At 36.2% G+C, this 12,328-nt stretch carries 10 protein-coding genes, 1 tRNA gene and 1 pseudogene; 7 read left to right on the forward strand and 5 right to left on the reverse strand.

Annotation, left to right across the window (positions count from 1 at the left end; all coding sequences use genetic code 11):
• Positions 1–8 precede the first annotated feature (8 nt).
• Positions 9–374: a succinate dehydrogenase, hydrophobic membrane anchor protein gene (sdhD, locus tag C3F22_RS09705; protein WP_004782980.1), complete on the reverse strand. Its 366-nt coding sequence runs from the start codon at positions 372–374 to the stop codon at positions 9–11.
• Complete coding sequence (gene sdhC, locus C3F22_RS09710) at positions 374–772, reverse strand: succinate dehydrogenase, cytochrome b556 subunit (protein ID WP_034705238.1); 399 nt, start codon at positions 770–772, stop codon at positions 374–376. Before sdhC ends, sdhD begins: the two co-directional genes overlap by 1 nt.
• A gap of 1,002 nt (positions 773–1,774) precedes the next feature.
• Between sdhC and gltA the strand changes: the two genes are divergently transcribed.
• The 3 genes from gltA (at position 1,775) to C3F22_RS09725 (ending at position 5,722) form a co-directional block, all read left to right on the forward strand.
• Positions 1,775–3,049 carry a citrate synthase gene (gltA, locus tag C3F22_RS09715; protein ID WP_104426442.1) on the forward strand — a complete coding sequence of 425 codons (1,275 nt, stop codon included), beginning with the start codon at positions 1,775–1,777 and terminating at the stop codon, positions 3,047–3,049.
• A 170-nt stretch (positions 3,050–3,219) separates the two neighbouring features.
• Positions 3,220–3,723, forward strand: a complete 504-nt coding sequence (locus C3F22_RS09720; RefSeq protein ID WP_034170521.1) for a hypothetical protein — start codon at positions 3,220–3,222, stop codon at positions 3,721–3,723.
• A gap of 373 nt (positions 3,724–4,096) precedes the next feature.
• The gene (locus tag C3F22_RS09725; RefSeq protein WP_104426443.1) at positions 4,097–5,722 is read left to right on the forward strand and encodes an NAD+ synthase; all 1,626 of its coding nucleotides are present in this window, start codon (positions 4,097–4,099) and stop codon (positions 5,720–5,722) included.
• 204 nt (positions 5,723–5,926) lie between these two features.
• Here C3F22_RS09725 and C3F22_RS09730 read toward each other — a convergent pair.
• Positions 5,927–6,003, reverse strand: a tRNA-Met gene (locus C3F22_RS09730).
• Positions 6,004–6,328: 325 nt separating this feature from the next.
• On the opposite strand from C3F22_RS09730, the gene C3F22_RS09735 reads away from it, so the two are divergent.
• Both C3F22_RS09735 and C3F22_RS09740 read left to right on the forward strand, forming a co-directional pair.
• A complete protein-coding gene (locus C3F22_RS09735; RefSeq protein WP_104426444.1) occupies positions 6,329–6,742 on the forward strand; it encodes a hypothetical protein in 414 nt (137 codons plus the stop codon).
• Between the two features lie 417 nt (positions 6,743–7,159).
• Entirely contained in the window at positions 7,160–7,600 is a 441-nt protein-coding gene (locus C3F22_RS09740) for a universal stress protein (RefSeq protein WP_104426445.1), read from the forward strand.
• Between the two features lie 39 nt (positions 7,601–7,639).
• Here C3F22_RS09740 and C3F22_RS09745 read toward each other — a convergent pair whose 3' ends face one another.
• Positions 7,640–7,936, reverse strand: coding sequence for an MGMT family protein (locus C3F22_RS09745; RefSeq protein WP_104427007.1), 297 nt, complete (start codon positions 7,934–7,936; stop codon positions 7,640–7,642).
• A 65-nt stretch (positions 7,937–8,001) separates the two neighbouring features.
• Positions 8,002–8,976 (reverse strand): annotated as a pseudogene (locus tag C3F22_RS09750) (cation:proton antiporter); the annotation flags it as partial.
• A 72-nt stretch (positions 8,977–9,048) separates the two neighbouring features.
• On the opposite strand from C3F22_RS09750, the gene C3F22_RS09755 reads away from it, so the two are divergent.
• Together C3F22_RS09755 and C3F22_RS09760 are read left to right on the forward strand one after the other, a co-directional pair.
• Positions 9,049–10,464, forward strand: a complete 1,416-nt coding sequence (locus C3F22_RS09755; protein ID WP_104426446.1) for a site-specific integrase — start codon at positions 9,049–9,051, stop codon at positions 10,462–10,464.
• Positions 10,465–10,467: 3 nt separating this feature from the next.
• Entirely contained in the window at positions 10,468–12,243 is a 1,776-nt protein-coding gene (locus C3F22_RS09760) for a hypothetical protein (RefSeq protein WP_104426447.1), read from the forward strand.
• Positions 12,244–12,328 lie beyond the last annotated feature (85 nt).

Here is a 12,328-nt window from a genome sequence, read left to right on the forward strand (position 1 = left end):
GTTTCCTATCAATTCGCCCAAAAAATCTGGATTGCCCAGATCGCATATGCAAATACAGCAATAATCACTGCTGAAGTCAGTACAAGGCGTAAACCTGATGCTGATGGACCCATTTGACGAGTAGTCACATAGTCAGTGAATACCTGCCACATACCGATCCATGCATGCGCAACAAGAGATAAGACTGCCAACAAAGACATGATCTTCATTGGAACTGTCATCATAAAGCCGTACCATTGCTCGTAGTTGAAGCCACCATTCAGTAGGATCCAACCAAACACCACAACGGTATAAACAGCTAGAACTACAGCACTAATGCGTTGGACAAACCAATCACGAGAACCTGAACCTGTTAAACCAGTAGCACTTTTCATTAGAGTACGATCCATACAAATGCTGCAACAATACCGATTGCAGACAAGATTAATGAAATAGTAGCTGCAGTACGACCGCTTTGCAGTTCTTCTGCAACGCCGATATCTGCAAGTAAGTGCTTAATACCAGTGAACAAATGATAAATTAAGCCGGCTACAAATACCCATACGATAAAGCGAACAAAGAAACCGTTAAAGATTTCCTGCACTTCAGCAAAACCTTCTGCTGAAGACAATGATTTATCCAACAGCCACAAAAGGACCGGTACGAGTAAAAATACGATGACACCTGAAAGACGGTGTAGAATTGATGCAATAGCCACGGGTGATTTTAAGTTTACTTCTAAAACTTGACCCATGGACAAATTGACAGGTCTGTTGCTTTTCACAGCGGGCATCCTGTAGTTAAAAACTCCATCCGGAGTTTGTTGGAATTAATTCGAAGGAAAGCTGGCATTATCAGGCAAATACATGCCTAAACATAAAACGACACTGAATTATAAAACGTGAACTATTAAAATACAAACAACTGTATTTGGCTTTTTAAACAAAAAACCTTTAAATAAGAATCATTAACAACAACTTTAAGTTCTCCCCTACTTGCTTTATCTTCATATTTTCATTCTAGATATTTGTTTTTTAATAATTAACTTGATTAATTTAATCTGTTATCTAGCCAAGCTTCGACTAAGTAGATTTAGACTAAAGATGAACGGTAAAAATGTAATTTTGTCCCTAAGTCCTTATTAATCCCAAGTAAAATCATAAGGATATATTTCACAAATAAATAATGACTATTTATATAGAGGCATCTCAATTTAGATTTTTTGTACCAAAACCTACTTATCTCTTTGTAGATCATAGTTTTTTTGATGTTTTTAGACATTTTAGATTCAAAAAACACTTATTTATTTTTGTTTAAGTTGTATTAAACAAAGTGAAGCAAATTTGCGAGCTATTTTTAGCCGATTAAAGACAGCTAAAAAGAAAATTTATTGCTTTTATTTATAATTCAAGTTTGAAGTAAAAACTTAAGGAAATCGATGTAAGTTACGAGATTTATATAATTTTAAGTTGCAGCCTTAAAATATTTTCTCAATTTCTCCTTTATTTTTTGCTAGGAAAAAACGCTTACAAATACGGCAAAGACTATATTTTTTTCTGCACCTTCTGTTCAATTTGACTTATTATAGAGGTTTGGTACTGTGATTTTATTAAACTTTTTATACCAAGATAAATGACTAAACCACTGTGAGAATGTCATTTTTCATCCATAAGTATAATTGACAAAATTTCAGTAGCCACTAATCTTATAGCAAATTTTTGATCCGTCCGTTTTGTGCATTAAAAGATTGATAGGCAACTCGGATATACATTCACCAGGACAGGAGATCTATTGAATGTCTGAAGCAACTGGCAAGAAAGCCGTTTTACAGCTTGATGGCAAAGAAATTGAATTACCAATTTACAGCGGCACATTGGGCCCAGATGTAATCGACGTTAAAGATGTATTGGCTGCAGGTCACTTTACTTTTGATCCTGGTTTTATGGCAACAGCTGCATGCGAGTCTAAAATCACTTTCATCGATGGTAATAAAGGTATTCTTTTACACCGTGGCTACCCAATTGACCAGTTAGCAACTAAAGCTGATTACCTAGAAACTTGCTACTTACTTCTTAATGGCGAGCTTCCAACAGCTGAGCAAAAAGAAGAATTCGACGCTAAAGTTCGTAACCACACTATGGTTCACGATCAAGTAAGCCGCTTCTATAACGGTTTCCGCCGTGATGCTCACCCTATGGCAATCATGGTTGGTGTTGTTGGTGCGTTGTCTGCGTTCTATCATAACAATCTGGACATCGAAGATGTTAACCATCGTGAAATCACTGCGATTCGTTTAATCGCCAAGATTCCTACTTTGGCAGCTTGGAGCTACAAATACACTGTTGGTCAACCATTCGTTTACCCACGTAACGATTTGTCTTACGCTGAAAACTTCCTGTACATGATGTTTGCTACTCCAGCAGACCGTGACTATAAAGTAGATCCAATCCTTGCGAAAGCAATGGACCGTATCTTCACACTTCACGCTGACCACGAACAAAATGCTTCTACGTCTACAGTACGTTTAGCTGGTTCTACTGGCGCTAACCCATATGCATGTATCGCTGCTGGTATCTCTGCACTTTGGGGTCCTGCTCACGGTGGTGCGAACGAAGCTGTTCTTAAGATGCTTGATGAAATCGGCACTGTAGAAAACGTTGCTGGCTTCATGGAAAAAGTGAAAACTAAAGAAGTTAAACTCATGGGCTTTGGTCACCGTGTGTACAAAAACTTCGATCCACGTGCGAAAGTAATGAAAGAAACTTGTGACGAAGTTCTTGGTGCTCTTGGCATCAACGATCCACAGCTTGCTCTTGCTATGGAACTTGAACGTATCGCACTTTCTGACGAATACTTCATCAAACGTAACCTTTACCCTAACGTAGACTTCTACTCAGGTATCATCCTTAAAGCGATTGGTATCCCAACAGAAATGTTTACTGTGATCTTTGCGCTTGCACGTACAGTTGGTTGGATCAGCCACTGGTTAGAAATGCACAGCGGTCCTTACAAGATCGGTCGTCCTCGTCAGCTTTACACTGGCGAAGTTCAACGCGACATCAACCGTTAATTCGGTTAACGTTGAAAGACGTAAAAAACCACCCTTCTGGGTGGTTTTTTTATAACTGACAAAAACCAACACAACCAAGATGTGAAAAACTTAAAATAGCAAACCTGAAGAACTTTCAATTTCTGCAAATTTCTAGAAATTACTCTTATATCGTTAAGGATTGAGTTTTAATGCTGTTTTACCTGCTTCCCTTCATCCTGAGAATGATTCGTTTTGATCAGTTTAAAAGCCGGAGTCTGACTTCAGGAGAAATCAAGCTTTGCCAGCAAGTCTTTGCTGACCTGATTGACTATTCAGCAGTCCGTGTCATGAATCACCCTTTCCTGCCTTGGCAATCCAAGCATGTGATTATGGCACCAAGTGGTTATATTCATGTGCGTAACCTGAATTATCGGGACGATTATTCTAAAGAAAGCCGTTCTTATCAGGCGCTTTTCATTCATGAAATGGCGCATATTTATCAATATCAGCAGAATATTAATGTGTTGTTTAAGGGTGCTTTTTTGCAAGCCGCTTATTTTTTAAGTATGGGAAAATATAATCCTTACAAATATCAATTTAATCCCAACAAATCCTTTTTAGACTATAACATTGAACAACAGGGAGATATTGCACGCGATATTTTTCTAAAAAAAATCCCTAATATTATTTTAAAAAATCAGTTAAGCAGATGATATTGAATATTTTTCACTCAAGTATTCTGTTGATTTCTATTTTTGGAAAATAAACTCATTTAAATCCAATTGAGTATTTTTTTGCATTTACCAGAATAAAAAAGCACCATAATAAATCATTTCTGATCATAACTTTGTATATCTGTTTCAATTCTCCTGAAACAGCTCTAGCATCTGCCTCAAATTTCGATAAAATAAGCCAAGTATGATATTTGTAGCTCGCAAATCAAGATTTAATGATCATGCGGTCATGACTTTTTTAATTTTGGCCATTTGGCATTTTGTTCGTATCAAACTGCACTCAGCTGGATAATTAGAATTTTAAAAATCAGTGATTTAGTGTATTCACCTATAGGAATAGGACTTAATTGGAATGAAAAGTTTTAAAATTGCGATTGCTCAATTCTCTCCACATGTGGGCAATTTAGATGCAAATACGCAGACAATGATAGATTTGGCAAATCAGGCCAAAAAAGATAATGCTGATCTTATTATTTTCCCTGAACTTTCAACTTTAGGTTATCCGGCTGAAGATTTATTAATTCGTCCAAGTCTGGCTAAACGTACAAAACTGGCGTTTGAGAAACTGACTGAAGTAAAAGATATCGTCATGGTCTTCGGGTTTGTCAATCAGGCTGAAGATGGTGAACGCTATAACTCAGCAGCCGTCATGAAAGATGGTGAAGTTTTAGGGGTTTATAATAAGCAAACTCTGCCAAACTATGGTGTATTTGATGAGAAACGCTATTTTGGTGAAGGACATCAGCATCTGGTCTTCGAATATCTGGGACACAAGTTTGGTGTTCTGATCTGTGAAGATGTCTGGTCATTATCTACCGTTCAACAGCTGGCTCAATTAAATATTGATACTGCGCTGGTTCTAAATGCTTCTCCATACGAAGTAGGCAAACCGCAACACCGTATCGATACCATGGCTGCACTGGTCAAACAGTTGAATATCAATTTGGTGTACTGTAACCAGGTAGGTGGCCAAGATGACCTCATTTTTGACGGCACCAGCTTTGTACTTAATAAATCAGGCGAAGTGGCTCTACAAGCGCCTAGCTTTGAAAAAGGCTTGTATATCGCTGAATATGATGCAGAAAAATTAGAGTTCAGCAAAGGCACGATTACTCCAGCCCTAGAAACCATGGCTGAGATTTATCAAAGTCTGGTGACGGCAACTCGTGACTATGTACAGCGTTCAGGTTTCCCAGGCGTGATTCTGGGTCTGTCTGGTGGTATTGACTCTGCCCTGACTCTTGCCATCGCAGCAGATGCGATTGGCCCTGACAAAGTCCAAGCAGTGATGATGCCTTATACCTATACTGCTCAGATCAGTGTAGAAGATGCCACTGAACAGGCGAAAACGATGGGTGTAACTTTCGGTATTGCTGAGATTAACCCGATTGTAAATGGCTTCTTGCAAACCCTGTATCCATTCTTTGGCAATGCCCCTGTAGATGCTACTGAAGAAAACCTGCAAGCGCGCGCACGCGGTACGTTATTAATGGCGCTTTCTAACAAATTCGGCAATCTGGTTCTGGCAACCGGTAATAAATCCGAACTTGCCGTTGGTTACTGCACACTATATGGCGATATGGTCGGCGGCTTCGCGGTATTAAAAGATGTTTATAAAACCATTGTGTTTGAACTGGCAAAATACCGTAACAGCATCGCAGAAACTCCAGTAATTCCTGAGCGTGTCATTACTCGTCCACCATCAGCAGAACTTCGTCCAGATCAGGTCGATCAGGATTCATTACCGGCTTATGAAGTGCTTGATGCGATTCTTTATGCTTATATTGAAGAAGATCTGAGCCAAGATGACATCATTGCCAAAGGCTTTGAAGCTGAAGTCGTGAAAAAAGTGATTCGTCTAGTTGATATTAACGAATACAAACGTCGTCAAGGGGCAATTGGTCCACGTATCAGCTCGCGTTCTTATGGTCGTGAACGTCGCTATCCAGTCGTTAATGGTTGGAAAGCAGGTATCTAAGTTTTAACTAAACTAGATTAGCCATAATGCCCAAATAAATGCTTGGGCATTTTTTTATCTTTAAGCAATGAATAGGGTTAAGAAATTAAAAGAAGATTCAAAAATTTAAACAGACAGAAATTTAGAAGAACTTTCTCTTAATTTTTTATTAATATTTTTATGGTACAAAAAAAGAGACCAAGCTGAGAGCTTGGTCTTTAAAAATGGTGGCTATGACGGGACTTGAACCTGTGACCCCCGCATTATGAGTGCGGTGCTCTAACCAACTGAGCTACATAGCCGTAAACTGTGTGCGCATTATCGTAATTTCAGGTTGTATCGTCAAGCATTTTAAACCACAAATGTTCAGTCTTTATGCAAATTAATCATAAACTCTTAAACTTTGTACAAATCATGCTTTAATTCGAAACCTATTAGCAAATAATATGAAAATTAGTATCTTTTTTTAAAGCCAAATCTGAATCGAAGTCGTATCAAATAATATTTAATTTTAAGAATAACTTGCTGAAGAAACAAAATAAAAAGTGAATCTACTACCTTTTCCTATCGCTATAATGCTTTTCCAAATATGGCCAATAGTATCTCTGGATTAAAGCAAAACTGAAGATGACGAAATTCAAAATATACCTAAGCCTGCTCCTATTGAATTTTACAAGTTTAGCCACTGCAACTGTTATTCATCCAAGCAGCAGATTTTTAGGATGTGAAGATGTAAAGGATCTGGCTCAAGAAGTCATGCTCTTTAGACTCAAAGGTGCACCTCAGAAATGGATGATTCAGCAAATAAAGCAGCACTACGGTACAGCGAATGATATCCATGTTCTGATTGGTATAAAACTTACTGAAAAAGCGTTTAAATATGAAATATCACAAGATCAGTTTGAACGCTCAGCCTTAATTAAAAACTTTGCAATTGATCACTATAATGAATGTGAGAAATCCATTTCAGATCATGATCAATCTAAACAAGAAAATAACGGTATTACCCCACCCTCGGAAAGGGAAATTTTAGAACACTAAAATTATGCTGATAGAAGCTTACTATTAGAAATAGGAGGCTATCTTTATGCAGTTTGATAGATTTTTTATTATTAAAATCTCAATTTTAAACCTGTCCCTACAGTTTTATATAACAGGGATTTTTTGAATCTAAAATTACAGGTAATAATACATTATTAAAATTAGATGGCTTTCTTAACCTAGTTCATTAATATTCTAAAATCATATTATTTTAATCTTAAAATATAATTACAAATCAAAAACTTATAAAATATACCAACCATTAAAAATTATTGCTCTGTTAAACATAATACTGAGGTATTTACTTGGTTTTATTTTTATAAAATACGCGCTATGATCAAAGTATAAACAACAATTCGTACACGATTTTAACGCGTCATATTTTTATAAAACTTATTTCCGATAAGGAGAATTCTAATGTCATTTGAACATATTTTAGTACCCGTTGACGGTTCAGAAACTTCCTACGCTGCAGTCGATAAAGCCGTCGAAATTGCCAAAGCATTTAATAGTAAAGTGACAGTGGTTCAGGTGCTGGCACTTGATCCCTATATCGCTGCTGAATACATTACAGCAGCTCAAACCAATGATCTGGTTGAACGTGCCCGTACTGCAATTCTGAAGACACTTGACGAAGCAAAAGCGAAATTTGCTGCGGCAGGTATTTATGCAGAAACTCAATTACTCGAAGGTCAGGTGATTTATAGTGAAATTGTCAAGGCGGCAGAATCTTTGAATACTGATCTGATTGTGATTGGTTCACATGGCCGCACTGGCTTCAAGAAACTGTTCTTGGGAAGTGTTGCACAAAGCATCTTGGGACAAGCCAATGTTCCTGTAATGGTCATCCATAAGTAATAAAAAAATCCCCACTTCAATTAAGTGGGGATTTCTCTTTCAAACAAATCCATCCCATTGATACTGCTTTAAGCTGACCCGATTTCCAGCACATAGAATCCCTTCTGCGCCTAACTTTTGCTGTTGAATATTATGTCCATATTCATCCAGTTTATTGAGACTGATCTTACCTTGAGCATTCAGGACACGATGCCAAGGCAAATCGGTTTTTGTATCAAGCTGACTTAAAACCCTACCTACCAGACGTGCATGTTTAGGCAAGCCAGCCAGCTTAGCGATCTGTCCATAGGTCGCTACCTTCGCATAAGGAATTTGGCTAACCACACTCAGAATCATTTGTGCCATTTCCTGGCTTGCACTTGATGTCATAGGCTTTCAATCTTGATAGAAACTTCTAATAATTAGAAATTCTCCGGATTTTCTAAGCGTTTCACTTCCTGTACTTTGTCAGGATGATGCACTGTTGCTACTCCATCTGCATCTTTCTTATCAATCAGCATTTCTGGCTGGAAGATGGTGATGGTTTCATTTCCATTTGCATCCTCCCCTACAATATACTGAAAACCGCGACGGTTCATCTTGTGGCACATCCGCTGATACCAGCCTTTAAAACCTTGGGTTTCTTCATTCGGGTTGTAATAAAAGGCATTCATTACGGCTGGCAAACCTAGGCCACAAACCACCCCGGAAAGAAGCACCACAATAAAGGTATATCCAATCAGAATACTGCTATATGCTTCCAGTTGTGGAATATTGGCTACTGCCAGAATCAGGGCTAAGGAAATCCCGCCACGTACACCGCCCCAAGACAGAATGGTTAAACTGCCGTTATAACTCTTCTTGCGCATTCTAGGGAATAATGCAAAAGACAGATGGTTGGCCAGGAATCGCGCCAAATGCAGAATTATGAAAGCAACAATTCCGCCTAGAACCAGACTGGTGCTTAGATCAATAATGAACAATTCCAGGCCGATCAAGGTGAACAGGAAGGAATTGATAATCCCCTCTACCGTATGCCAGAAATGGTTTACATCACCGATATCTGCATCAGCCAGAATTTCTTTCCATTTATTACCGACAATCAAGCCGCCGATTACACAGGCAATTGGTGCAGAAGCATGCGCCAGTAAAGCAACCAGATATGAACCACAAGCCAACAGTGCAGTAGTTAATATCAGTGATTCCATTTCATGCTTACCGCGCAGAATACGTAAAATCGCCAAACCAAACCCAATTCCGATCAAGACTGCCACGACAATTTCATAAAGCAATGTTTGCAGGACGGCGAGTACGGTAAAGTTTTCACCTTGCAGTACATTTAATAAGGTCATAAATAATGCAATACACATGGCATCATTAAACAGCGACTCACCTACTCTATATTTACATATATGGAATTTTAGAGTATATTTGCAAATATGGAATTATTACTAAAAAGTTAGTTACTCATGTTGCTAGAAGAAGATAGTTATAGAAGCAAAGCTGAATTACTTAAAATTAAAAACTTTAAGCTGGCTGAGTTGATTCATGTAGAAGAAGATGCACAAGGAAATAAGATTCCTTTTTTCTTAAGTCAGCAAAAAGTATTAACACCAATCATGCCTACTATTATTCAAAGCAATGGGGAAGTTTGGGAAATCGCAAGCCTTTATTTCATCAAATATTTGGCAATAAATGGTAGTAGAGATTATAAAACACTACTTTCTATTGCATATGATTTGTTAGATTTCTATCGTTTCATTGAAGACTGTCAACATGACAATGTGAATTTTGATTGGTTATATTTACCACTTGAGGAAGAAGACCGAGTTATCAATCGATATGTTTCTAATTTAGATCGTCTATACCATCGAAACTTAATAAAAAGTTCAACTCGAAGTAAGAAAATAAATAGTGTTGTTAATTTCTATAAATTCAGTTTCAAACATAAATTATTTGATAAAGGCGTTATTAAGAATGGATTGCCTTTTCAGATTATTGCAAGAAACATTAGGACTGTTGACTCATTGGGTTTTAGTCAAATCAGAGAAGTTGAAACTACTAATTTAGCAAGACCTATTGCTAAAAAGAAAGATACTGTTGATGGGATTAAGGATGGTCGAGTGCTACACCCAATTGAACCTGAATACCTAAGCACTATTATGCAAACTTTGGAAAATCACCCTAGTAGAGCATTTCAACTTTTTTTTAAATTTGCCTTAGAAACAGGTGCTAGATCGCAAACAATTTCAACAATTCGAGTAAAGCATATAAAAGAAATATTAATACAAAAAACTGTTCTCGATAATAGATTAAAACTTGCAGTGGGTAATGGCACTTCTATAGATTCAAAGTTTTCAAGTGAAATGGCAATCTATATCCCCTACCAACTTTGCTTAGATTTGATTGAATTCACTGAATCTCAAACATGGAAAGATGCTGCTCGACTAAGCTATTACGACTTAACTGATAATAACTATGTTTTTTTAACTAAAAGAGGAACCCCCTATTACACGAGTAAGCAAGAAATTTATGAATTAGAGAATAGCGATCATGGTTTAGATCAGAATATTGCAGTTGGTGGAACACTCAAATCCCAACTAATATCCTTAATTAAAATGATTAAAGCAACGCACCCTGATTTCCCTAATTTCAGCCTACATGATTTACGTGCTACGTTTGCTCTAAATAGTTTGAAAAAGTGTATTGATCTAGGATGGAATAATTCTCAATCACTATTACACATTAAAAAGTTACTTGGTCATAAATCAACACAAGTAACTGAAAGGTATCTCAATTATTACCATGAAATAGATTTATATAATGGTGCTCAAAAGTCACTTGAGAAGCGTCTTTTAAACCCAATTAGTGCTCAAAAGGATTAATTTTTGAACTTATATACTGAAAGAAAAATCACGATTATAGATATAAAAGATCTTAGTGCTATTCGTGACTGTAAAATAGAAGAATTAGTTTTAAGCTATCAAATAAACAATAGAACACTTAAAAAAGATTATGGTAATCTTTGTTACTCAATGTTTAAAAAACCTAGTTGGTCTAAACCATCATTGGTTATTGAAAGCAGCCTACAGAAATCAAGATGCGGTATTTTAAAAGAAGCATTATTAGCTTACATTATTAAAAATAATAATGCCGAATCAATTAAGAAAATGATTGCTAGTTCTAATGCAATATTTGAGTATATAAACAAGCACAATCCAACAATTGACCTTAAAAATAAATCTGAAATTTATCAACTATATACAGACTATACCAAATATCTTATCTCAAGAGTTGTTTCTGTAGATAAGAAAAAATCACTCTCAAATTCTTATGCAAGTAACCTACAATGTATGCTTGCTTATATAATTTCAATTGCATTAGATACTGATGTTAATAATATTTTAATACGCTCAAAAACCATTCCCAAAGATTCAGTTGATGAAAGTCAATGGAATCACACTGAGTATGATATTGAATCATTCTTTTTACATAACATTTCAATTTTCTTAACAATTAAAAGTTTCTTGATGGAAGGTGGTACTTTCCCTATCTCCTTTAATTTCAAATATGACGATTATAAAATTGATTGTAATTTGAATTACAAAGGGTTGCGTTCCGTCGTTACGTCAGGCAAAACTAAAGGTTGGTATGACAAACATGAAGACCTAGCAAACAAGGCTATTGCAGCCTTTTTATTCTGCTTTACTTGCGTTACTGCTGCCAACCGTTCAAGTCTATTTTCAATCGAATCAGATAAGTTTGAAACAGTTCCTAGTTCACAAGGTAAAAGAACTTTTGCTAGGAAAAACCGAGCTAAAGGTGATGAAGTACCTATTGAATTTGGAATAGATTTTCTTCCCTACTTCAAAGAATATATTGAATTTCGTTCATGGTTGCTAACCAAATATTCAGAAGATTTTTTAGGCTCTTACGAGAATAATCTATTTATATATATCCCTAATAGCCGTTCTGAAAGTCGTGGCTATAACAACATCACTCCAATAACAGCAAATGCTTTAAACGCATATAAAAAATGGTTCACAACTAATTTTAGTGATAATTGGATTCCCCTTCGTGGAATACGCCAAATTATTTCAACGGAATTTTTAAGAACAACAAATTCCGTAAGGCTAGCATCATTAAAGTTAGGAAATAATTGGAGAACTTTTGTAGCTAATTATGGAAAAACAACCTTCGATGATTCTGCAAATGAAATGTCTGATGCTCTCGATAATATTTTCGGTAATATTTTAAATAATTCTTATATTTACAAGCCATCTGAGATAGAAACAGTAACTATACCTATGGGGAATTGTTCAAATATCGAGAAGAAAAGTATAAATCCTGAAATAGCTATTACGCCTGATTGTAGAAGACCTGAATCGTGTTTATTCTGCTCAAACTTCATATTACACCCTGATAGAACAGATATTAGAAAATTATTATCTGTTCTTGATATGTTTAAGGCATCCAAGAAAAAAAATAATGAACAAGGTATTTTAATACAAGAAAGAATCATTCAAATACTAGATGATCTTCAAGCTTCTTTCCCTGAAACAAAAGAATTAATCCCTCTAATTCAAGATGAAATTGATGAGGGTGATATTGATGAATACTGGGCTGAAATTTCAATGACCTTAAAATTATTGGAAACTGTATAATGAATTTATCTGAGATTTATGATAGAAAATCGCTTGATGAAACTAACGATTACTACCCCAATAATAAAACAGTAATATCATCAGA

Origin of the sequence: Acinetobacter sp. ACNIH1 (assembly GCF_002934695.1) — a bacterium.
Lineage (GTDB): Bacteria > Pseudomonadota > Gammaproteobacteria > Pseudomonadales > Moraxellaceae > Acinetobacter > Acinetobacter variabilis.

Excerpts from the sequence above, each read along its gene's own strand:
- C3F22_RS09720 (WP_034170521.1), top strand. The coding sequence starts at position 3,220 with ATGCTGTTTTACCTGCTTCCCTTCATCCTGAGAATGATTCGTTTTGAT.
- sdhD (WP_004782980.1), bottom strand. The coding sequence starts at position 374 with ATGAAAAGTGCTACTGGTTTAACAGGTTCAGGTTCTCGTGATTGGTTT.
- C3F22_RS09740 (WP_104426445.1), top strand. The coding sequence starts at position 7,160 with ATGTCATTTGAACATATTTTAGTACCCGTTGACGGTTCAGAAACTTCC.
- sdhC (WP_034705238.1), bottom strand. The coding sequence starts at position 772 with ATGCCCGCTGTGAAAAGCAACAGACCTGTCAATTTGTCCATGGGTCAA.
- C3F22_RS09725 (WP_104426443.1), top strand. The coding sequence starts at position 4,097 with ATGAAAAGTTTTAAAATTGCGATTGCTCAATTCTCTCCACATGTGGGC.
- C3F22_RS09735 (WP_104426444.1), top strand. The coding sequence starts at position 6,329 with ATGACGAAATTCAAAATATACCTAAGCCTGCTCCTATTGAATTTTACA.
- C3F22_RS09745 (WP_104427007.1), bottom strand. The coding sequence starts at position 7,936 with ATGATTCTGAGTGTGGTTAGCCAAATTCCTTATGCGAAGGTAGCGACC.
- C3F22_RS09755 (WP_104426446.1), top strand. The coding sequence starts at position 9,049 with ATGTTGCTAGAAGAAGATAGTTATAGAAGCAAAGCTGAATTACTTAAA.
- gltA (WP_104426442.1), top strand. The coding sequence starts at position 1,775 with ATGTCTGAAGCAACTGGCAAGAAAGCCGTTTTACAGCTTGATGGCAAA.